Source organism: Pseudomonas gessardii (genome assembly GCF_001983165.1).
GTDB classification, from domain to species: domain Bacteria; phylum Pseudomonadota; class Gammaproteobacteria; order Pseudomonadales; family Pseudomonadaceae; genus Aquipseudomonas; species Aquipseudomonas gessardii.
In genome coordinates this window covers 1-23180 of the sequence record NZ_MNPU01000063.1, presented here as the reverse complement: position 1 = coordinate 23180, position 23180 = coordinate 1, and the positions used below count along the sequence as shown (strand labels likewise).

Annotated in this window: 17 protein-coding genes; 2 read left to right on the top strand and 15 right to left on the bottom strand. The window is 61.0% G+C overall.

Going from position 1 to position 23180, the window contains the following annotated elements; translation table 11 throughout:
- Positions 1-230: 230 nt before the first annotated feature.
- From BLL38_RS27055 to leuC, 12 genes are all read right to left on the bottom strand, one after another.
- Positions 231-890, bottom strand: a complete 660-nt coding sequence (locus BLL38_RS27055) for an SPOR domain-containing protein (protein WP_076965016.1) — start codon at positions 888-890, stop codon at positions 231-233.
- Positions 874-2181 (bottom strand): bifunctional tetrahydrofolate synthase/dihydrofolate synthase, encoded by a 1308-nt coding sequence (gene folC / locus BLL38_RS27050; protein WP_076965015.1) that lies wholly within the window; start codon positions 2179-2181, stop codon positions 874-876. Before folC ends, BLL38_RS27055 begins: the two co-directional genes overlap by 17 nt.
- Entirely contained in the window at positions 2178-3098 is a 921-nt protein-coding gene (gene accD, locus BLL38_RS27045; RefSeq protein ID WP_076965022.1) for an acetyl-CoA carboxylase, carboxyltransferase subunit beta, read from the bottom strand. The genes folC and accD overlap by 4 nt, the downstream gene beginning before the upstream one ends.
- Positions 3099-3342: 244 nt before the next feature.
- Positions 3343-3975: a phosphoribosylanthranilate isomerase gene (locus BLL38_RS27040; RefSeq protein ID WP_076965014.1), complete on the bottom strand. Its 633-nt coding sequence runs from the start codon at positions 3973-3975 to the stop codon at positions 3343-3345.
- A gap of 63 nt (positions 3976-4038) precedes the next feature.
- Positions 4039-4863 (bottom strand): tRNA pseudouridine(38-40) synthase TruA, encoded by an 825-nt coding sequence (gene truA / locus BLL38_RS27035; protein WP_076965013.1) that lies wholly within the window; start codon positions 4861-4863, stop codon positions 4039-4041.
- Positions 4864-5064: 201 nt separating this feature from the next.
- Entirely contained in the window at positions 5065-7608 is a 2544-nt protein-coding gene (locus BLL38_RS27030; RefSeq protein ID WP_076965012.1) for a motility hub landmark protein FimV, read from the bottom strand.
- Between the two features lie 163 nt (positions 7609-7771).
- Complete coding sequence (locus tag BLL38_RS27025) at positions 7772-8782, bottom strand: aspartate-semialdehyde dehydrogenase (protein ID WP_076965011.1); 1011 nt, start codon at positions 8780-8782, stop codon at positions 7772-7774.
- 247 nt (positions 8783-9029) lie between these two features.
- Positions 9030-10142: an aspartate-semialdehyde dehydrogenase gene (gene asd / locus BLL38_RS27020; RefSeq protein WP_076965010.1), complete on the bottom strand. Its 1113-nt coding sequence runs from the start codon at positions 10140-10142 to the stop codon at positions 9030-9032.
- Between the two features lie 64 nt (positions 10143-10206).
- Positions 10207-11289, bottom strand: coding sequence for a 3-isopropylmalate dehydrogenase (leuB, locus tag BLL38_RS27015; RefSeq protein ID WP_076965009.1), 1083 nt, complete (start codon positions 11287-11289; stop codon positions 10207-10209).
- 53 nt (positions 11290-11342) lie between these two features.
- Positions 11343-12107, bottom strand: coding sequence for a class I SAM-dependent methyltransferase (locus BLL38_RS27010; RefSeq protein WP_076965008.1), 765 nt, complete (start codon positions 12105-12107; stop codon positions 11343-11345).
- Between the two features lie 136 nt (positions 12108-12243).
- Positions 12244-12888: a 3-isopropylmalate dehydratase small subunit gene (leuD, locus tag BLL38_RS27005; protein WP_076965007.1), complete on the bottom strand. Its 645-nt coding sequence runs from the start codon at positions 12886-12888 to the stop codon at positions 12244-12246.
- A gap of 10 nt (positions 12889-12898) precedes the next feature.
- Positions 12899-14317 carry a 3-isopropylmalate dehydratase large subunit gene (gene leuC / locus BLL38_RS27000; RefSeq protein WP_076965006.1) on the bottom strand — a complete coding sequence of 473 codons (1419 nt, stop codon included), beginning with the start codon at positions 14315-14317 and terminating at the stop codon, positions 12899-12901.
- A 139-nt stretch (positions 14318-14456) separates the two neighbouring features.
- Here leuC and BLL38_RS26995 point away from each other — a divergent pair, with 139 nt between their 5' ends.
- Both BLL38_RS26995 and BLL38_RS26990 read left to right on the top strand, forming a co-directional pair.
- Positions 14457-15347, top strand: coding sequence for a LysR family transcriptional regulator (locus BLL38_RS26995; protein ID WP_076965005.1), 891 nt, complete (start codon positions 14457-14459; stop codon positions 15345-15347).
- A 63-nt stretch (positions 15348-15410) separates the two neighbouring features.
- Positions 15411-18704: an EAL domain-containing protein gene (locus BLL38_RS26990; protein ID WP_076965004.1), complete on the top strand. Its 3294-nt coding sequence runs from the start codon at positions 15411-15413 to the stop codon at positions 18702-18704.
- Positions 18705-18734: 30 nt separating this feature from the next.
- On the opposite strand, the gene BLL38_RS26985 is transcribed toward BLL38_RS26990, so the two are convergent.
- The 3 genes from BLL38_RS26985 to BLL38_RS26975 all read right to left on the bottom strand — a co-directional run bounded on the left by BLL38_RS26985 (position 18735) and on the right by BLL38_RS26975 (position 23009).
- On the bottom strand, positions 18735-20231 hold the full coding sequence (locus BLL38_RS26985; RefSeq protein ID WP_130898274.1) for a hypothetical protein: 1497 nt from the start codon (positions 20229-20231) through the stop codon (positions 18735-18737).
- Between the two features lie 167 nt (positions 20232-20398).
- Positions 20399-21364, bottom strand: coding sequence for a hypothetical protein (locus tag BLL38_RS31285; RefSeq protein WP_207303166.1), 966 nt, complete (start codon positions 21362-21364; stop codon positions 20399-20401).
- Between the two features lie 103 nt (positions 21365-21467).
- Complete coding sequence (locus BLL38_RS26975) at positions 21468-23009, bottom strand: hypothetical protein (protein WP_076965002.1); 1542 nt, start codon at positions 23007-23009, stop codon at positions 21468-21470.
- Between the last annotated feature and the right edge of the window lie 171 nt (positions 23010-23180).

Here is a 23180-nt window from a genome sequence, read left to right as displayed (position 1 = left end):
TAAGGCGGCGCATTTTAGCAGAGCGCCGGGCTATCGGTAAGCGGTGTTTGGTGGTCCATTGCAAATCAATGGGTTGTGGCCAGCTGCGGCCATCTCAAGACAGGCAGAAACCAATGTGGGAGCGGGCTTGCCCGCGATAGCGGTGGGTCAGCCAATTATAATATTGACTGATGCACCGTCATCGCGGGCAAGCCCGCTCCCACACAAGCCTGCCCAGTGTATTGCCAGAATCAGCCGCGTTCTGGCTGGAAGCGCACCACAAAACCCTTCAGGTTCTGCTGACGCCCCAGCAAGTCACGCAGGCGGTCAGCCTCGGCGCGCTCGATCAGCGGCCCGACAAATACCCGGTTCTTGCCATCGGCGGTACGGATATAGGCGTTATAGCCCTGGCTGCGCAGGGTTTTCTGCAAGGCTTCGGCACTTTCACGATTGGACAGGCTGGCGAGCTGCACCGACCAACTGATCGGCAGGCCGTTGGGATCAATACGACTCTGCCCCACCTCCGGCTTGCCCGGGGCTGCCGGCTGCGGCGCAACCGGCTTCGGTGCCGGGGCTGGCGCAACGGGCTTGGCCGCCACCACGGGCGCAGGGGTCGGCTTTACCACCGGCACACTCGGCTGGATCGGCGTCGAAGGTGCTTGCTGTTCGGCAATCTCCAGATCAGTCGGCACCGGTTCTTCCTCGGGCAGCGCCTGCGGCTCAGGCACCACCACCGGCTCGACCTGGACCTGCGGCATGACCGGGGCCTGGGGTGCGGCCGGGGCCTCCACCGTAACCTGGCGCTGCTCGTCCTGGCGAGAAAACAGCATCGGCAGGAAAATCACCGCCAATGCCACCAACACCAGGGCTCCGACCATTCGCTGCTTGTATGCGCTATCCAGTAATGCCATGTGCAGCTTCCTCCGTGGAGCGCCGGGCCAACCACTCAAGCGCCTCGGCAACACAATAAAATGATCCGAACAACAGAATCTCGTCTTCGGCCGTTGCCACCGCGCACTGAGCCTCCAACGCAGCGGTCACGCTTGCATGGGACGTCACCGTCGCGCCAAGGTTCTGCAATACCGCCTGTACCTCATCGGCCGTACGGGTGCGCGGTGTGTCCAGCGGGGCAACCGCCCAGGACTGCACACTGCCCAGCAAGGGCGCCACCACACCGTCCAGGTCCTTGTCCGACAGCAGACCGAACACGGCCAGGCGTCGACCCGCCGGTGCCTGGCTCGCCAAACGGCGCGCCAGGTACTGCGCAGCATGCGGGTTATGCCCAACATCCAGCAACAGGTTCAATCGCTTGCCCCGCCACTCGAACGAGCGACGATCCAGGCGCCCGACCACCTGGGTACGCTGCAAGGGATCGGCGATCTGCGCGGCATTCCACGGCAGATCCAGCAACAAGTAGGCCTGCAGGGCGAGTGCCGCGTTTTCCATGGGCAGGTTCAGCAGCGGCAGGCCGTGCAACTCGACGACCTGGCCCCGTGCATCGACACCGTGCCACGACCACCGATCGCCTGCCACTTCCAGGCCGAAGTCCCGGCCCCGCAGGAAAAACGGGCAGTCCAGCTCGCGCACCTTGTCCAGCAAGGTATGCGGCGGATCCAGGTCGCCACACAGCGCCGGCTTGCCCTGGCGGAAGATCCCGGCCTTTTCATAGGCCACGGATTCACGGGTATCACCCAGGTAATCGGTATGGTCCACGCCAATGCTGGTCACCAACGCGAGGTCGGCATCCACCACATTGACGGTATCCAGGCGGCCACCGAGGCCGACTTCCAGCACCACCGCATCCAGCTGTTCGCGCTCGAACAGCCAGAACGCGGCCAGGGTGCCCATCTCGAAATAGGTCAGGGAAGTTTCGCCACGCCCGGCCTCCAGCGCGGCAAAGGATTCGCACAATTGCTCATCGCTGGCTTCGACACCGTTGAGTTGCACACGCTCGTTGTAGCGCAACAAATGTGGCGAACTGTAGACGCCTACTTTCAAGCCCTGGGCCTGCAGCAATGCTGCGACAAAGGCGCAGGTAGAGCCCTTGCCGTTGGTGCCGGTGACCGTGATCACCCGTGGCGCGGGCCGCCCCAACCCAAGGCGGGCCGCTACCTGCTGCGAGCGCTCCAGGCCCATGTCGATGGCTGACGGATGCAACTGCTCAAGGTAGGCGAGCCATTCGCCCAGGGTTCTTTGGGTCATAGGTTTGCAGGGATCGGTGGGACTACGATTGGCTCGACAGGCGCGGCGACGTATTCAGGCGTCGGCAGGCCCATCATCTGCGCCAGCAGGTTACCCAGGCGTGGACGCAACTCGGAACGGGCGATAATCATGTCGATGGCGCCGTGCTCCAGCAGGAACTCACTGCGCTGGAAGCCTTCCGGCAGTTTTTCACGTACGGTCTGCTCGATCACGCGTGGGCCGGCAAAGCCGATCAGCGCCTTGGGCTCGCCGACGATCACGTCGCCCAGCATCGCCAGGCTGGCGGAAACGCCACCGTAGACCGGGTCGGTCAGCACCGAGATGAACGGGATACCTTCTTCACGCAGACGCGCCAGTACCGCAGAGGTCTTGGCCATTTGCATCAGCGAGATCAGCGCTTCCTGCATCCGCGCACCACCGGAGGCGGCGAAGCAGATCATCGGGCAACGGTTTTCCAGGGCGTAGTTGGCGGCGCGCACAAAACGCTCACCGACAATGGCGCCCATGGAGCCGCCCATGAAAGAGAATTCAAACGCCGACACCACCACGGGCATGCCCAGCAGCTTGCCGCTGATGGAGACCAGCGCGTCTTTTTCGCCGGTCTGCTTTTGCGCAGCGCTCAGGCGATCCTTGTACTTCTTGCCGTCGCGGAACTTGAGGCGGTCCACCGGCTCCAGGTCAGCGCCCAGCTCGGCACGGCCATCGGCATCGAGGAAGATGTCGATACGGGCGCGGGCGCCGATACGCATGTGGTGGTTGCACTTGGGGCAAACGTCCAGGGTCTTTTCCAGCTCCGGGCGGTACAACACCGCGTCGCAGGAGGGGCACTTGTGCCACAGACCTTCAGGGACCGAGCTTTTCTTCACCTCGGAACGCATGATCGAGGGGATCAGTTTGTCTACTAACCAGTTGCTCATGCTTTCTTTCTCCAGTACCGGTGGCTTGAACACAGCCCCGCGTATGCCCTTGAGCTAAATTCATTGATGTGGCGATAACCGCTGCAGGACGGGGTCAGACGTTCGACCAGCCATTTCCTGCACCTGCCCTCAGCCTTCCAGACAACCCGCCAGTGCGGGGTTGCCACTTCATTGGCGCCGCCCGAGGGCAACACCGGCCTGTTTTACACAGGGGTAGTTACTGACGGCGGCAGACTGCCAGCCGTCACATCGCGCCACTGCTGCTGCGCACTGCCTGCATGAATGCGTGAATCCTGCCAGGGTCCTTGATGCCCTTGGCCTGCTCTACCCCGCCACTGACATCGACAGCGTACGGGCGGACCCGGGCAATGGCCTGCGCCACATTGCCGGCGTGCAAGCCACCCGCCAGGATGATCGGCTTGCTCAAGCCCTGGGGAATCAGCGACCAGTCAAAGGCCTCGCCCGTCCCGCCAGGAATGCCCTCGACATAGGCATCGAGCAAAATCCCGCTGGCCCCGGTGTAGGCCGCGCAACGGGCGGCGATATCATCCCCGGCCTTGACCCGCAGGGCCTTGATATACGGGCGATGGTAGCCGGCGCACTCGTCCGGGGTTTCGTCGCCATGGAACTGCAGCAGGTCCAGGGGCACGGCATCCAGGGTTTCGTTGAGTTCACAGGCGCTGGCGTTGACGAACAGCCCCACGGTGGTCACGAATGGCGGCAGGCCGGCAATGATCGCCCGCGCCTGCTGCACCGTCACCGCCCGCGGGCTCTTGGCATAAAACACAAAACCAATGGCGTCAGCCCCCGCCTCGACTGCCGCCAGCGCGTCTTCCATGCGGGTAATCCCGCAAATCTTGCTGCGAACGCCTGACATATCGTCAAAACCTCAGGGGCTGTCCAGGAAAGTCCCGGATGGTAACAAATGCTTTTCCGGGCGTCAGCCGCCAAGTTCAGTGAAACCTGTGAGGAAGTGTGGCCCGATGAAACGCTGCGGCAACTCGAACTCGTCGCGGTACTCCACATCCACCAGATACAGGCCGAACGGGTGTGCCGTGACCCCACCGGTACGCCGTACCCGGCTTTCCAGCACTTCCCGGGCCCAGTCCACTGGGCGCTCACCGGTGCCAATGGTCATCAGCACCCCGGCGATATTGCGCACCATATGGTGCAGGAACGCCCCGGCGCGGATATCCAGGACAATCATTTTGCCGTGACGGGTCACCCGCAGGTGATGGACTTCCTTGATCGGCGACTTGGCCTGGCACTGGCCGGCACGGAAGGCACTGAAATCGTGGGTCCCCACCAGATGCCGGGCCGCTTCGGCCATGCGTTCGGCGTCCAGGGGGCGGTGGTTCCAGGTGATTTCTTCGTTCAAGTGGGCCGGACGGATCTGATCGTTGTAGATCACATAGCGGTAACGCCGGGCAATGGCCTTGAACCGCGCATGGAAGTGCGCCGGCATGACCTTGGCCCAACTGACGCTGACATCGTGGGGCAGATTGATATTGGCGCCCATGACCCAGGCTTTCATCGAACGCTCGGCCTGGGTGTCAAAATGCACCACTTGCCCGCAGGCATGCACGCCCGCATCAGTGCGCCCGGCGCACATCAAGGAAACCGGCGAGTCGGCGACCTTCGACAGGGCCTTCTCCAGGGTTTCCTGCACAGTCGGCACGCCGGAAGCCTGGCGCTGCCAGCCACGATAGCGCGAGCCTTTGTATTCCACGCCCAGGGCGATTCTGAAAAAGCCGGCGGCCGCCATTTCGGCGGCCGCGTTATCTATATTTGCCAAGAGCTGAGAGCCTGATGAGTTGCGCAAAGGTCGCCATTATATATGGCTTGAAGCTTTTTGCAGGAGCGGGCTTGCCCGCGAAAAACCCAAGGACGCCGCGATCATCCAGGATGGGCGCATTATCGTTGACGATTTCGCGAGCACACTCGCGCCTACAGAGGGTACGTGGCGTCAGGCCAGGTTGCTGAGCATTTCCTTGGCTTCACCCCGTTGTTTTTCATCGCCTTCGGCCAGGACTTCGGCCAGGATGTCACGCGCCCCGCCTTCATCGCCCATGTCGATATAGGCCTGGGCCAGGTCGAGCTTGGTGGCGACTTCATCGGAGCCCGAGAGGAAGTCGAACTCCGGCTCATCATCGCCCTTTGCAGCATCTTCAGCGGTGAAACTCGGTTCGATCGACGGGTTTTCCAGGCTCTGGGACAGGCGTTCGAGCTCGGCGTTGACATCGTCAAGCTCCGAGGCGAATGCGTCCGGCTTGTCCGATGGCGCGGGTTCGTCGGCCAGGGACAGATCGAAGTCTTCCGGCAGGTCAAAATCATCCAATGCACTCGGCGTCAGGGTCGGCGGCTCGACCGGCGGCAGGTCCTTCATCTCTTCCTCCAGGCCCGAGAGAAAGTCGTCGTCGGACTGGGAGGCTGGCGCATCCAGCTGCAAATCGAGGTCAAAATCGGACAAATCGTCCTCGCTGGCCTTGGCTTCGGCCTGCTGTTGCAACACCGACTCGAAGCTCAGCTCATCGACCTCGGGGGCAACCACCGCCGGCGACGCGGCTTCCAGGTCGTCCAGGCTCAGGTCGAAGTCGGTATTGAACGCATCCGCCTCAGGCGTGGCCGCAGGGAGCGGCTCTTCCTGGAGCAGGTCCTTGACGTACTGCGCATCCAGCGCGGCAGCCGCGACTGCAGCGCTGACGCCGGCAGCCAGCACAGCCATGGCCGGGTAGCGGTTTTTCAACAGTTCGACCTGGGCGTGGTTCTCGCCATTGGCGACCAGTTGGCGCTCCTGGGTCACGAAACCGTCCTTGTCGCCTTGTTGACCGTAGACCTCCAGGAGCTTGAGGCGCAGGTCGCTGCGCTTGGGCTCCAGCTTGATCGCCTCCTCCAGCACCGCGGCCGCCTGGTTCAAGTGGCCACGGTCCAGATGGGACTGGGCCTGCGCCAGGGCGTCGGAGGAGCCGGGCTCGATGATAGGCTTGCTCGGCGGCGCCATGCTGGTCGCCGGTGCCGGCACTGGTGCCACGGCAACCGGCTCTGGAGCTGGAGCTGGAGCTGGAGCTGGAGCCAGCTTGACATTGGCTGCAGGGACTTCAAGGCCTTCAAAACTGTCCGACGGCATGTCCTGGTCAATGTTCGAGGAAAACTCCGGCTCTTCGGCCAGCGCCCGCGCCATGCGCAGGTGTTTTTCTTCTTCCAGGCGCGCATTGCGATGACGCGCCCACAGCAGCAGGAGCAACAGCACCAGCAGGCCGGCGGCCCCACCAATCACCCCGAGGACGATAGGGTTGGTCAGCAGGTCATTGAATTTGCCTTCGGTACTGGCAGCGTCTGCCGGTTGTGGCGGTGTTTCCACGGGGGCAACCACCGGCGCTTCGGCTGCCGACGCGGGTGTGGCCGGCGTCGCAGCCAACTCGGCGGGCATGACCGCAGGCTGCGCCGGGGCGCCGCCCTCGGCCTGCAACTTGGCCAGTTGATTGTTCTTCAGCTCGATCAGCCGCTGCAGCTTGTCCAACTGACTTTGCAGGTCAGCCATGCGGCTTTTCAGCTCTTCATTTTCGCGACGGGTGGAGTCCAGGCTTTCCTGGGTTACCGCCAATTTGTTGCTCAAATCCTTGCTATCAGCTGCGGCGCCTTTGACGCCCGTCTTCGCGGCCTCGGCCGAGACCAGGCTCAGGTTATCCTTCGCCGCCGTTTGCGACGGCGCGGCGCCAGCCTGAGTGCGTTTGGTCGCGTCCAGTTGCTGGCGCCCGGCAGCCTGATTGATGGCGCCACGACGGCCCTGACGCCAGGCCGCATTCTGCACAGTCACTTCGGCTAGCGCCTGGGGTTGCGGCAGGCTGGTGCTTTGTACCGGATCCGGCAGGCGCAATACCTGGCCAGTCTTCATACGGTTGATGTTGCCGTCGACAAAGGCCCCCGGGTTCAGGGCCTGGATCGCCAGCATGGTCTGCTGGATCGACCCACCGTTGCGGTGCTTGGCGGCAATTTCCCACAGGGTGTCGCGGGAAGTCGTGGTGTGTTCAGCGGCCTTGGTCACGCTGGCAGCAGCAGGCGTGGCAAGGCGCGGCGCCGGGGCGCTGGCCTCCGGGGCCTTTTGCTCGAACTTGGCCGGGTCCAGCAAGACGCTGTAGTCCCGCATCAACCGACCGTTAGGCCATTGCACCTGCAACAGGAAGCGTACGTAAGAGTCGGGCAACGGCTTGCTGGAGGTGACGCGCACCACACTGCGACCGCTGGGGTTGAGCACTGGGGTAAAGGTCAGTTCGTCGAGGAATGCCTGGCGATCGACCCCCGCATCCACAAAGGCCTGGGAAGATGCGAGGCTGGGCACGATATCGGAGGCCGTCAGCCCACCCACGTCGAGCAGCTCGATCTCCACCGACAACGGCTGGTTCAACTTCGACTTGAGGGTCATCTCCCCAAGTTGCAGCGCTTGCGCCATACCGGAGGACAGCGCCGAGACGGCCGCTATTGCTAACACCAGTTTGCGAACTTGAACCATAGCCTCATCCTTTGTTTGAACACTCCTCGGCCCGCGAGAAGGTTGGGTACCGCTTGCCATTCGGCATGGCGAGCCGATGGGTCACCGACGCGCAACTTTTCCTGCATGGGACCAAGCATAGCGCTTGGTTAGAATCAATCTACAAATTGCCGCCAAGTATCTTTTACACAAGGTGTTTTATCAACAATTGTGCCAGTTGTACCGCGTTAAGCGCCGCGCCTTTGCGTACGTTATCTGACGTCAGCCACACGTTTAGTTCCGCCGGGTCATCAATGCCGGCCCGTACGCGCCCCACGTAGACCACGTCCTGACCGACCGCATCCCCAACCGCTGTAGGGTAATCGCCCTCTTCCACCAGCTCGATGCCCGGCGCCGCCTCCAACACGCGATTTACTGCGCCCAGGTCCACAGCGCCCGCCAGTTGCAGGGATACGCTCAGGCTATCGCCAAAAAACACCGGAGCTTGAACACAGGTCGCGGAAATTTTCAGTAACGGTAATCCCAGCAGGCTACGCAGTTCGTGGACCAGGCGCTTTTCCAGGGCGGTGTGGCCCTGCGCGTCGGGCGTGCCGACCTGGGCCAATAGGTTGAAGGCCATCTGCCGATCAAAGAACTTGGGCTCCAGGGGCCGCACATTCAGCAGCTCGGCGGTTTGCCGGGCCAGTTCGCTGACGGCTTCACGGCCCTGGGCAGACACGGCCAGGTTGGCAGTGACGCTGACGCGCTGGATGTCCAACAGGCCGCACAACGGTGCAAGGACCACCGCCAGGTGGGTGGCGCACGGGCTTGGGCTGCCCACCTGGAACGGCTTTTTCAAAGCGTCCAGCACCTGGGCATTGGCTTCCGGCACCACCTGGGGCGCCTGTTCGGCCGGCAAGGCGCCGGACAGGTCGATCAATGAGCAACCCGCTGCCGTGGCACGCGGAGCGAAACTCAAGGTGACCGCCGGGCCTGCGGCGAAAAAGGCCAGTTGCACCTTGCTGAAATCGAACTCATCGACTTCCCGCACCCGCACATTCTTGCCGCGAAACGGCACCGACGCGCCCGCTGACTCGCTGCTGGCCAGCAGGTGCAGGGTACCCACCGGGAAGTCCAGTTCTTCGAGGATCTGCACCAGGGTTTCGCCCACCGTACCGGTGGCGCCGATCACGGCGATATCAAGGGTCTGGGTCATGAAGGCTGCCTCGGGCATTGCGGGGGGAGCGGCACTTTACCGGGTGGTGGGGGGTGAGGCAATGATCGTTCCCATGCTCTGCGTGGGAACGCTGCCATGGACGCTCGGCGTCCGTTCTTGAGGCTGTGACGCGGAGCGTCAGGGGAGGCATTCCCACGCGGAGCGTGGGAACGATCACGGCCTCAGGCGCAATAAAAAACCCGCGCCTGTCACCAGGGCGCGGGTTTCTTCCAACAGCACACAGCGATCAACGTTCCAGCAGGATCCGCAACATCCGACGCAGCGGCTCGGCCGCGCCCCACAGCAGTTGGTCACCCACGGTGAAGGCGCCCAGGTACTGGGTCCCCATGTTCAGCTTGCGCAGACGGCCCACCGGTACATTCAGGGTGCCGGTGACCTTGGTCGGGCTCAGCTCCTGCATGCTGATTTCGCGGCTGTTGGGCACCAGCTTGACCCAAGGGTTGTGCTGGCTGATCAGCCCTTCGATATCGGCGATCGGCACGTCTTTGTTGAGCTTGATGGTCAGCGCCTGGCTGTGGCAGCGCATGGCGCCGATGCGCACGCAGATACCGTCCACCGGGATCGGGTTCTTGAAGCGCCCGAGGATCTTGTTGGTCTCGGCCTGGGCTTTCCACTCTTCGCGGCTCTGGCCGTTCGGCAGTTCCTTGTCGATCCATGGGATCAGGCTGCCGGCCAGGGGCACGCCGAAGTTCTCGGTCGGGTAGGCTTCGCTGCGCATGGCCTCGGCCACACGGCGGTCGATATCGAGGATCGCGCTGGCCGGGTCGGCCAGTTGATCGGCCACGGCCGCGTGGGTCGCGCCCATCTGCTTGATCAGCTCACGCATGTTCTGCGCGCCGGCCCCGGAGGCCGCCTGGTAGGTCATGGCGCTCATCCACTCCACCAGCCCGGCTTCAAACAGGCCACCCAGGCCCATCAGCATCAGGCTGACGGTGCAGTTGCCGCCCACGTAGTTCTTGGTGCCGGCGTCCAGTTGCTGGTCGATGACCTTGCGGTTGACCGGGTCGAGGATGATCACCGCGTCGTCCTGCATGCGCAGGCTGGACGCCGCGTCGATCCAGTAACCCAGCCAGCCGGCTTCGCGCAGCTTGGGGAAGACTTCACTGGTGTAGTCGCCGCCCTGGCAGGTCAGAATGACGTCGAGGGTCTTGAGCTCTTCAATGTTGTAGGCGTCCTTGAGCGGGGCGATATCCTTGCCCACGGACGGCCCTTGGCCACCGACATTCGAAGTGGTGAAAAACACCGGCTCAATAAGATCGAAATCCTGCTCTTCCAGCATCCGCTGCATGAGCACGGAACCGACCATACCGCGCCAACCGATCAGACCTACACGTTTCATCGCAACTACACCTTGTTAAAAAGTGGGCCGCCTTGCAGCAACAACTGCCAGCGGGCCCGAGAGATTACAGATTCCGCAGCGCGGCGACTACTGCATCGCCCATTTCCTGCGTCCCGACCCTGGTGCAACCCTGCGACCAGATGTCGCCGGTGCGCAGGCCCTGGTCCAGTACCCGGCTCACTGCCTGCTCGATGGCATCCGCCGCTTCGCTGAGGTTGAAGCTGTAGCGCAGCATCATCGACACCGACAAAATAGTCGCCAGCGGGTTGGCAATGCCCTGGCCCGCGATGTCCGGCGCCGAACCGTGGCACGGCTCGTACATGCCCTTATTGTGGGTGTCCAGGGACGCCGACGGCAGCATGCCGATGGAACCGGTGAGCATCGAGGCCTGGTCGGACAGGATGTCGCCGAACAGGTTGTCGGTGACGATCACGTCAAACTGCTTGGGCGCACGCACCAGTTGCATGGCGGCGTTGTCGACGTACATGTGGCTGAGTTCGACGTCCGGGTAGTCCTTGGCCACTTCTTCGACGATTTCGCGCCACAGCTGGCTGGAGGCCAGGACGTTGGCCTTGTCCACCGAGCAGACCTTCTTGCCGCGCACCCGGGCCATGTCGAAACCGACACGGGCGATACGGCGGATTTCGCTCTCGCTGTACGGCAGGGTGTCGTAGGCCTGGCGCTCGCCATTCTCCAACTGGCGCACGCCCCGTGGCGAGCCAAAATAGATACCGCCGGTCAGTTCACGCACGATCAGGATATCCAGGCCCGCTACCACTTCCGGCTTGAGGCTCGACGCGTCGGCCAGTTGCGGGTAGAGGATCGCCGGGCGCAGGTTGCCGAACAGGCCCAGTTGCGCGCGGATTTTCAGCAGGCCGCGCTCCGGGCGGATGTCGCGTTCGATCTTGTCCCATTTCGGCCCGCCCACGGCGCCCAGCAGCACGGCATCGGCAGCACGGGCACGGTCCAGGGTTTCGTCAGCCAGGGGCACGCCATGCTTGTCGATGGCCGCGCCGCCGATCACGTCGTGGCTCAATTCAAAGCCCAGGCCGTACTTGCTGTTGGCCAACTCCAGGACCTTGACCGCTTCGGCCATGATTTCCGGGCCAATGCCGTCGCCAGGGAGAATCAGAATCTGCTTGCTCATGCGTTCCTCATTTCATCAAGCGACCCGCCCGTGGGCAGGTCGGGAAAAATCAATCAGCGTTCAGCGAACACCACCAGCACGTCGGTGCTGAAGGTGCCGTCGGCTTGAATTTCATAGTAGTCGCGCACTTCCTGGCCCATCGCCTGCTGCAACGCCAGGATTGCTGCGCGCAACACTGGCGGGGTGCGCATGCGCTCGACCCACGAGGTGTACTCCAGGCGCAGGCGCTGGCGACTGCTGTTGCGTACATGCAGGCCGGCTTCGCTGAGCTGGCGCATCCATTCGCCGGCGCAGTAATCGCGCACATGGCTGGTGTCGCGCAGCACTTCGACGGTTTGCAGGTAAGTGTCCAACAGCGGGCTGCCCGGTGACAAGACATCGACAAACGCCGCCACGCCGCCTGGCTTGAGCACCCGGCGCACTTCGCGCAGGGCCAGGCCCAGGTCGCTCCAGTGGTGGGCCGAGTAACGGCTGAACACGAAGTCGAACTCACCATCGGCGAACGGCAGGCGCTCGGCGGCGCCGTGCAGGGTACGAATATTGCCCAGGCCACGCTCTGCGGCAGCGGCGGCGACCACGTCGAGCATCTGCTGCGACAGGTCGTAGGCCACCACTTCCTTGACCAGCGGCGCTACGTGGAAGCTCACATGCCCGGCGCCACAGCCCAGGTCCAGCAGGCGCGCGTCACTCTGCCCGGCCAGTTCGGCCTGCAGCAGTGCGAACTCGCTGCCCTGGGCGTGCACGGCACTGCTCAGGTAGGCCGAGGCCTGCTCGCCGAATTGTTTTTGCACGACTTGGGTGTGGGCGGTGCGGGTCATGGTGGTTTTCCTTGGGTTTTGTGGTGTTAGTACTGGCGCTATCGCCGGCAAGCCAGCTCCCACACTTGACCGTGTTCACAGATCAACCTGTGGGAGCGGGCTTGCCCGCGATGGGGCCCGCACGGCCTACCGCAAATCAGGCATCACGAAACAACCAAGGCTGGCTCGCCCGGTGCCTGGCTTCAAACGCGGCAATCGCCTCGCCGTCCTGCAAGGTCAGGCCGATATCGTCCAGGCCGTTGATCAGGCAGTGTTTACGGAAGGCGTCCACTTCAAAGTGGTACACCTTGCCATCTGGACGGGTCACGGTCTGTGCGGCGAGGTCGACGGTCAACTGGTAGCCGACATTGGCTTCCACTTGCTGAAACAACTCATCGACTTCTTCATCGGTCAGGATGATCGGCAACAAGCCGTTCTTGAAGCTGTTGTTGAAGAAGATATCGGCGTAGCTCGGCGCGATGATGCTGCGAAAGCCATATTCTTCCAGGGCCCACGGCGCGTGTTCACGGCTGGAGCCGCAACCGAAGTTTTCCCGGGCCAGTAACACACTGGCACCCTGGTAACGCTCGGCGTTAAGCACAAACTCCTTGTTCAACGGGCGCTTGGAGTTGTCCTGGTAGGCGTAGCCCACGTCCAGGTAGCGCCACTCATCGAACAGGTTGGGGCCAAAACCGGTGCGCTTGATCGATTTCAAGAACTGCTTGGGGATGATCTGGTCGGTGTCCACGTTGGCACGGTCCAACGGTGCGACAAGACCTGTGTGTTGGGTAAAAGCTCTCATCGGGTATTCCTCAGATCAATTCGCGAACGTCGATGAAACGACCGTTGACGGCAGCGGCCGCGGCCATGGCCGGGCTGACCAGGTGGGTACGCCCGCCGGCGCCCTGACGCCCTTCAAAGTTACGGTTGGAGGTGGACGCGCAATGCTCGCCCGACTCCAAACGGTCCGGGTTCATTGCCAGGCACATCGAGCAGCCCGGCTCGCGCCATTCAAAACCGGCTTCGAGGAAGATCTTGTCCAGGCCTTCGGCTTCGGCCTGGGCCTTCACCAGGCCCGAACCCGGCACCACAATGGCTTGCTTGATGGTCGAGGCCACCTTGCGGCCCTTGGCGATCACCGCCGCGGCGCGCAGGTCTTCGATCCGCGAGTTGGTGCAGGAACCGATAAACACGCGATCCAACTGGATGTCGGTGATCGCCTGGTTGGCTTTCAAGCCCATGTACTTCAAGGCGCGCTCGATGGAGCCGCGCTTGACCAGGTCGGTTTCCTTGGCCGGGTCCGGCACGTTCTGATCAACGGCCAGGACCATTTCCGGCGAGGTGCCCCAGCTGACTTGTGGCTTGATCTGGGCCGCGTCGAGCTCGACCACGGTGTCGAACACCGCATCGGCATCGGACACCAGGTCTTTCCAGGCCTCTACGGCGGCCTCCCAATCGGCGCCCGCCGGGGCGAAAGGACGGCCTTTGACGTATTCGACGGTTTTTTCATCCGCCGCCACCATGCCCACGCGGGCACCGGCTTCGATGGACATGTTGCAGATGGTCATACGGCCTTCGATGGACAGGTCGCGAATGGCGCTGCCGGCAAACTCGATGGCATGGCCGTTACCGCCAGCGGTGCCGATCTTGCCGATCACGGCCAGCACGATGTCCTTGGCCGTCACGCCAAACGGCAACTGGCCTTCGATGCGCACCAGCATGTTCTTCATTTTCTTGGCCACCAGGCACTGGGTGGCAAACACATGTTCCACCTCGGAGGTGCCAATACCGTGGGCCAGGGCGCCGAATGCGCCGTGGGTCGAGGTATGGGAGTCGCCGCAGACCACGGTCATGCCCGGCAAGGTTGCGCCCTGCTCCGGGCCGATCACGTGGACGATGCCCTGGCGCACGTCATTCATCTTGAATTCGGTGATGCCGTACTCGTCGCAATAGTCGTCGAGGGTCTGGACCTGCAAACGCGAGACCTGGTCGGCAATGGCTTCGATGCCGCCCTTGCGCTCCGGGGTGGTAGGCACGTTGTGGTCCGGGGTGGCGATGATCGAGTCGACGCGCCAAGGCTTGCGCCCGGCCAGTCGCAGGCCCTCGAACGCTTGGGGCGAGGTCACTTCATGGATGATGTGACGGTCGATGTAGATCAGCGACGACCCATCATCGCGCCGTTTCACTTCATGGGAATCCCAGAGCTTGTCGTAAAGCGTTTTGCCGGCCATCAGTCGGTCCTCATCAGCGTCTTTCTATGCCCCGGGCCTTTCAATAACCCTTTGGCTTGTGAGGCTGATGCTATGGCGTTACATTAAATAACTCAAATTCATATTTTTTATGCTTTGGATAACCTACTGGAATACCACCATGGACCTGGCCAACCTCAATGCCTTTATTGCCATCGCCGAAACCGGCAGCTTCTCCGGGGCCGGGGAACGCCTGCACCTGACGCAGCCGGCAATCAGCAAGCGTATCGCCGGCCTGGAGCAGCAGCTCAAGGTGCGTTTGTTCGACCGGCTGGGCCGTGAAGTCGGCCTGACAGAGGCCGGGCGCGCCCTGCTGCCCCGCGCCTATCAGATCCTCAATGTGCTGGACGACACCCGGCGCGCCCTGACCAACCTGACCGGCGAGGTCAGCGGGCGCCTGACCCTGGCGACCAGCCATCACATCGGCCTGCACCGCCTGCCCCCGATATTGCGCACCTTTACCCGGGAATACCCGAATGTGGCCCTGGATATTCAGTTCCTGGATTCGGAAGTCGCCTACGAAGAAATCCTCCACGGCCGTGCCGAAGTGGCCGTCATCACCCTGGCGCCGGAGCCCCACAGCCTGGTGCGCGCCACCCCGGTGTGGGACGACCCCCTGGATTTCGTAGTGGCCCCCGAGCATAGCCTGGCCAATAACGGCACTATCAGCCTGGCCGATATCGCCCGGCATCCGGCGGTGTTCCCCGGCGGCAACACCTTTACCCACCATATCGTGCACCGGCTGTTCGAGGCCCAGGGCCTGACGCCGAACATCGCCATGAGCACCAACTACCTGGAAACCATCAAGATGATGGTCTCTATCGGCCTGGCCTGGAGTGTGCTGCCGCGCACCATGCTCGATGAACAAGTGGCCAGTATCGCTTTACCGGGCATACAACTCAGTCGCCAGCTAGGCTATATCGTGCACACCGAAAGGACGCTGTCGAACGCTGCACGGGCTTTTATGAGTCTATTGGATGCACAGGCCGATCCGGCAGGGATGCCAGCATAAGGCCGTGCGGCCCGTAGACCCTGCTCCCGTGCCGAATGCCCATCGAGCCAAGGCCCCTTGATAATGCCCAACCCCGTCGATCCCGTGCCGCCGCTGCCCCGCATCCACGCCCTGGACCCCCAGCAGGCAGAGCAAAGCTGGGACAATGCCCCGCACCTGCTGGCGGCGCTCAATGGCGCACGGCTGGGCGCCTGGAGCTGGGATATCGACAGCGGGCGGATCAATTGGTCGCGCGGCACCCAGGCGCTGTTCGGTTTCGATCCCCGCCAGCCCTTGCCCAAGGACCTGGACTACCTCGACCTGTTGGCCGCCGAGGACCGCGACCGTGTAATACGGGCCTTTCATGCGGTGCTGGCCGGCGAGCCCTTTGAACAAGCCATGCATCACCGCATCCAGTGGCCGGACGGCAGCCTGCACTGGCTGGAAATCAACGGCAGCCTGCTGCCGGACGCCTCCGGGCGCCGGCGCATGATCGGGGTGATCCGTGAAACCACCCGGCAGCGCGAGCGCGAATATGCCCTGGGCCACTCGGAAAAACGCTTCGCCACCCTGTTCCACCTGTGCCCGAACATGGTCCTGCTGACCCGCCAGGAAGATGGCCTGATCAGCGAGGCCAACCAGTATTTTGAAAGCCTGTTCGGCTGGCCGGTGGCCGATGCCATTGGCCGTACCACCCTCGACCTTGGGCTGTGGGTCCACCCGGAGCAACGGGCCCTGCTGGTCAAGGCGACCCAGCGCAAGGGCGAACCCATCACCATGGAGGTGCAGTTTCGCGCCAGCCATGGGCAAATCCATGACGGCACCCTCAGCGCACAAAAGGTCGAGCTCGATGGCCAGGCCTACCTGATCAGCACCTTCCTCGACACCACCGAGCGCAAGAACGCCGAACAGGCCTTAAAGGACAGCCAGGAACGCCTGGACCTGGCCCTGGACTCGGCCCAACTGGGCACCTGGGACTGGCATATCCCCAGCGGCATGCTCTATGGCTCGGCGCGGGCGGCGCAGTTGCACGGCCTGGAGCCACAGCCGTTCCATGAGTCGTTCGATGCATTTTTTGAAGGCATGCCCGATGAAGAGCGCGCCAGCATGCGCGATGCCTATCGCACCTTGCGCGAAGGCCCGGCCGGCAATTACCAACTGACGTACCGCGTGCAATTGGAAGATGGCAGCTCGCGCTACCTGGAAAGCCGTGCCCGCCTCTACCGCGACGCACAGGGCGCGCCGCTGCGCATGGCGGGCACCCTGCTGGACATCACCGACCAGGTGGAACGCGAACAGCGCTTGAGCGCCTCTGAAGAGAAGTTCGCCAGCCTGTTCCTCGTCAGTCCCGACCCGATCTGCGTCACCCGCCTGGCCAGCGGCGAGTTCATCGAAATCAACCCCAGCTTCACCCAGACCTTTGGCTGGGCCGCCGCCGAAGTCATCAACCACACCGCCGAGCAAATCGGCCTGTGGGATGAACCCACCCAACGCCTGCACCGCATCGAGCAGGTGATCCGCGAGCAGGCGCTGAACAACGTGGCGATCATCGTCCGCCACAAGGATGGCCAGCGCCTGACGTGCATGATTGCCAGCCGCTTGATCAAGGTCGACAACCAGTCCTGCGTGGTCACCACCCTGCGCGATATCACCCAGCAACAACGTTCCGAGGCGGCGCTCAAGGCCAGCGAGGAGAAGTTCGCCAAGGCCTTTCATTCCAGCCCTGACGCGGTGTCCATTACCGAGCGCAACACCGGGCGCTATGTCGAGGTCAATGATGGCTTTTGTCGCCTGACCGGCTACCGCGCCGAGGAGGCCATTGGCCTGACGCTGTACCAGATCGGCATCTGGGCCGATGAAAACCAGCGCGCCGCACTGCTGGCCGAATTACAGATCAAGGGGCGCATCCATCACCTGGACATGCTCTGGCATAACAAGCGCGGCGAGTTGCTGGCGGTAGAAGTGTCGGTGGAGCCGATTACCCTCAATGAAACGCCGTGCCTGCTGCTGACGGCGCGGGACGTCAGCCTGCTGAAAAGCGCGCAGGCGCAGATCCGTCACCTGGCCTATCACGATCCGCTGACCAACCTGCCCAATCGCGCCCTGCTGATGGACCGCCTGAGCCAGCAGATCGCCCTGCTCAAGCGCCACAACCTACGGGGCGCGCTGCTGTTCCTCGACCTGGACCACTTCAAGCACATCAACGATTCACTCGGGCACCCGGTGGGCGACACCGTGCTGAAAATCGTCACGGCACGCCTGGAAGCCAGTGTGCGCCTGGAAGACACCGTGGCGCGCCTGGGCGGCGATGAGTTCGTGGTGCTGCTCAGCGGGTTGGAGGGCTCGCGGATGGAGGTCAGCAAACAGGTGCAACAGCTGTCTGACACGTTGCGTGAACTGCTGTCCGAACCGATGTTCCTCGATGGCCATCGCTTGCAGGTCACCCCCAGCATCGGCGTGGCATTGATTCCCGACCATGGCTCGACCCCGGCGGATTTGCTCAAGCGCGCGGATATCGCCCTGTATCGGGCCAAGGATTCGGGGCGCAATACCACCCAGATGTTTCATAACAGCATGCAACGCACCGCCAGCGAGCGCCTGCGCATGGAGACAGACCTGCGCCAGGCCTTGTCACGGGGCGAGTTCAGCATGCATTACCAACCTCAGGTCGATGCCCGGGGCAATCGCATTGTCGGCGCCGAGGCGTTGGTGCGCTGGCAGCATCCGCAACTGGGCGCGCAATCCCCCGCCGAATTCATCAAAGTCCTGGAAGACAGTGGGCTGATCCTGGAGGTAGGCACCTGGATCCTCGACGAAGCCTGCGGCGCGTTTGCCCGCTTGATTGCCGAAGGTCTGGTGGAGCCCGAGGGCTTCAGCCTATGCGTGAATATCAGCCCCCGGCAGTTCCGCCAGAATGACTTTGTTGAACGGGTGGAGCGCAGCCTCAAGCAGCATCACTTGCCGTTCAGCCTGCTGAAACTGGAAATCACCGAAGGCATCGTGATCCAGAACCTGGATGACACCATCGGCAAAATGCGCCGCCTGAAAAAACTCGGGGTCAGCTTTGCCATGGACGATTTCGGCACCGGTTATTCGTCATTGACCTACCTCAAGCGCCTGCCGGTGGATGCCTTGAAGATCGATCAATCCTTTGTAAGGGACGCCACCCACGACCCGAACGACGCCGAGATCATCCGCGCCATTGTGGCCATGGCACGCAGCCTCAACCTGGAAGTGATTGCCGAAGGCGTGGAAACCCCCGAGCAACTGGCCTTCCTGCAAGGGCTGGGCTGCCATTTATATCAAGGCTATCTGCACAGCCGCCCCCTGCCCATGGAAGCGTTCATGCAGCTATTAAGGCAAGGCGCCGGGACCTGAGAGCTCCCCCCTCGGCCCCGGCGCCGCGCATTACACTAATTTCAATGCCCGGATGAAATAGCCTTTCCAGTCCGACTGCACCAGGCTGCGCTTTTGCCCATACATGTCCACCATCCCATCAATGACCGCCACTGAGTGGCGGGCATCGGCCAGGGTTCCAATGGCGCCCTCTGCCAGTTCTTGAACGCTGCTTTCACAGACATAAGCGGACAACCCTAACCTGTGCAGCGCTTCTCCTGGGTACTCACCGTCGTTAAGCGTTTGCATGGCGACATCAAACCCTTGCCTGCCACGGAAGTCGTTGTCTTCCAACTCTGCCCGCTTGGCGCTCACACAGTATAGAAAGTTGGCATCGTCAAGCAGCGCCTGATTGTTGCCCTTCAAGCTGGAGGCCTCACGAGCCTTTCTCAGTTCCTCGTGTGTCACTCTCAACTTAAAAGAATCCCTCATGATGATTTCATAACCATCCGTGGTGGCCGAGATTTTTTTATAGATGCCTTGTGGGTTCTGCCCAAATCGCATCATCGCCGCCTTGATCGCAGACACGGTGACACAGTTGCCTTCCACGCTCTGATAAAAACCACTCCAGATATCGGTGGGTTTAGTACCTACTGGGACACTGAATAAATTCAGATCATTGCGATCAATGGCTACAGGTGGTTCGTCAGGAATTTTTTTGTTATCGAACAACATATAACCATAGCGGTTATCAACACTGCGTTTTTCAGCATAACTGTATTGGGCGTTATTCATTACAAGCGCCCCGCCAAAGTTATGGGTTCCCACCACCCCTGTTGCACCGCTAGCGGCCATTTCACTGGCAGGCATATACTGGGCCAGAGCACTCACCCCCATTCCCCGCAAACAGTTGAGTAGCGTTTCTCCTTCCAGGGTCTTCGTCAGGGCCTTCTCGAAACTGCCATGCTTGCCTGCAAGCTGTTTACGCTTGGCAAAAGCCGCGAGCACAAAGTTGGCATCCTTTATGACCGAACTATCATTACCCGCAAACCGCGACGCCTGGGCGACAGACTTTAATTCCTCTTGAGACACATGCACCTTAAACTCATCTTTCATCGTAACGTCATACCCGTCGCCGGAGGCCTTCACCTCATCAAATAGGTCGAGCGGGCTTTGCCCAAATGTCATCATCATCATTTGGATAACTGCCGCATGAGTACTGTTGTCAAAGTTTTCGCCGAAATGGCGCCTGGTGGCCGTAAGCGCACCCAGAATATCGCTGGGTTTCTCATCCCGCTTCGTTGAAAACACAGGTGGGGGCAACGTTTTATCAACATTATTTTCTGTACTCGGTGCCACCCAGGACAGCGAAGTGCCTTGGTGGGTGAGCAACTGCCTGACAGAACGAAGCCCTTCGGAAAGTCTTTGCTCAATCGCCTCCCACCCATCGATGCTGACTCCCTCTCCATTGCGTTTCTCAGGGGCGGCAGGGGCACTCATTCCACTGGCAGGCTCATGATTCAAACTATAATTCCCAAGAAACAACCGACCACCCATATCGATACTCATGACAACCCCCATAGTTAAACTATTAAATTCATGACCACACAGATGCCGCCAAATAACGACAAAACCCATAAAGTAGAAATCGACAAACACAACAAACAACAAAAAAACCTGCGCAGGAAAAAATCACACAATATTAATTATTATTAATACAAGACCTACCCATAACCTCAATCACCGATTAACGCCACAGCGTTCCCACGCGTGGGTGCCTTTCCTTTGCGCCCCCACAACTCTTCCTTGCCATCAATCACCGCCACCGAATGAAAGGCCCGATTAACCATACCAACTTGCCCACGGGCCAAAGTACTGACAGGAACTTGCTTCATATACTTCTTCAACCCCAACCGCAGAAATCCTTCTCCCGGCGCCCACGGGTTCTCATCCTCACCGTCGTTGAGGCTGCGAATGGCCGCACTAAAACTTCTAGCCGCTCTGCCATCGTTGTTTTCAAGATGGGCGCGCTTGCAACTGACCGCGAACAGGAATTGGGCGTCCTTGAGCATCCCTCTGTCTCGGCCATAAAACTTTGCCCCCTCCGCTGCTTGCTTCAACTCCTTGTTTGTCAGGACCAGGCGAAAACCATCGCGCATCGTGACCTGATAGCCACTCTCGGTTTTACTGACATTTTTATAAATATCGGTCGGGCTCTGCCCAAACTTATACATGGCCGCCTTGATCGCCGAAACAGTCACGCAATTACCATCAGGCCCTTGGCGAAAACCTCCCCAGATGTCGTCAGGCTTTGCACCATCACGCTTAGACGATAGATCGGGAAGGTGCGCTGGGGTCGATTCAGGCTTTGGCACAACCGGTATTGAACTCACCTCAGGCTTGACAGGCTCGGGAACACTATCAACCTTGACTTTTTTTCCCTTACTGTCTGACAAAAGGGCCAATACCTGATCTAAAAAAAGCCTGAGCATTGAAATAACACTGTTTAAATCCACATCCTGATCCGCCATATAACCGCTCTCTTCAATGCGACTATTATTGACAGCGTAATTATTTGAAACCCAACTTACACCTGCACCAGATACCCATGGGCGTTTAGTCGCAACATCAAACGCACTCCCCCCCCCACTTAAACACGCATACGCGCTGCTTGAAGGACTACTGATATTTAAAATAGACATACAGTCTTCTCCCACAAAGCGCTCCTCCGGCCGGCAGTTGACCGGAGAAGCAACTCTTTTGGTTTAAGATTTTTAGTTATCGTTTATTGACTCGACTGGCGCACTACGACCGGCGATAAAGAGCCTCAACCCCGCTCATTTCATCAGGACCACAGCCGGGGCCCGGGGCAGTCAAGTCAGACTCTGGCGTGGGCTTGTTCGGCAGTACCTCGGGGGCATCCGGCTTCACCCCCGCATGAGTTCTGGGTACGGCCGGCTCATGCACCAAACCGGGCTTTACCTGAGGGGGAGTACCGGGTATGAGAGCGGGCTTTGGCTCCAAACCGGGCTTCACCTGGCCCTCCGGGCCGGGCACCACTGCAGGCTTTATCTCCACGCCCGGCTTCACCTGGCCCTCCAGGGGGGGGACCACTGCGGGCCTTATCTCCACGCCGGGCTTCACCTGACCATCCGGGCCGGGCACCACTGTGGGCTTTATCTCCACGCCAGGCTTCACCTGGCCCTCCAGGGGGGGGACCACTGCAGGCCTTATCTCCACGCCGGGCTTCACCTGACCATCCGGGCCGGGTACCACTGTGGGCTTTATCTCCACGCCAGGCCTCACCTGACCATCCGGGCCGGGCACCACTGTGGGCTTTATCTCCACGCCAGGCCTCACCTGACCATCCGGGCCGGGCACCACTGTGGGCTTTATCTCCACGCCAGGCCTCACCTGGCCATCCGGGCCGGGCACCACTGTGGGCTTTATCTCCACGCCAGGCCTCACCTGACCATCCGGGCCGGGCTTTAGCTTCACGTCAATCCCTGGAACCGTTGGATGGTCGTGCCCTGGGCAGTGGCAATTGTTCACCTTGACGTCAACGTTCACCCGCACAGAGGCGTCAGACTCCACTTTGGAGTCGGTGCCTGGCAGAACCTTGATCTGCGGTATCACCACTGGTTGCTTGCCAGCATCCAATAGCCCCTTGAGGTCATTACCCGGAATCACAGGCTTGCCGTCGGCCTCCAACTTGTTCGGCAGCGGCTTGTCGGCCTCAAGCGGCACCTTGGCCTCCTTGCCTGGAATCGCAGGCTTGCCGTCGGCCTCCAACTTGTTCGGCAGCGGCTTGTCGGCCTCAAGCGGCACCTTGAGATCATTGCCCGGAGTCGTAGGTTTGCTATCAGTCTCCAGTTTTTTCTGCAGCGGCTTGTTGGCGTCAAGCAGCATCTTGAGATCATTGCCCGAAACCGCAGGCTTGCCATCGGCCTCCAGCTTTTTCTGAAGTGGCTTGTCTGTCTCAAGCGCCACCTTGGTCTCCTTGCTCGGAGTCAAGGGCATGCCCCCAAGCGAGGGTTTCGCCTCAGACGACTTATCAGGAGAGGGCTGGAGCTCAGGAGGATGTTTTTTGCCAGACAAGATATCTCGCATTGCCTTAAAGAGAAGCTCAAACATATCAAGTAGCTTTGAAAGAGCATCGGTATTACCAACTGCACCTTCCCGCCCCGTGTCAACATTGCGGCTATATTCCGGCAAGGCACTCTGTTTTTTGTCAAGAACCTTACTGGCATCCCCCCCTCCAAGTGCGCTGGGTAAGGGCGTAGGAAGGTCTAGTGGGTGGTTTGCGAGCTTAGTGCTCAGCGGAGTATTAACAGACATATAAGACATTAGTCATTCCTCTTCTCAGAATAGCACCTGGGTTTTTTATTCACGGCGGTTGCAGGAGCTGAGTGCAACACGGTTATTGAATTGACGCAGGAGCATCATATTGCATAGCCAAGGCTTTCTGCATCACTTCGCTCATGACTTCGATAGGACATTTGAAATCGAAGCGCTTAC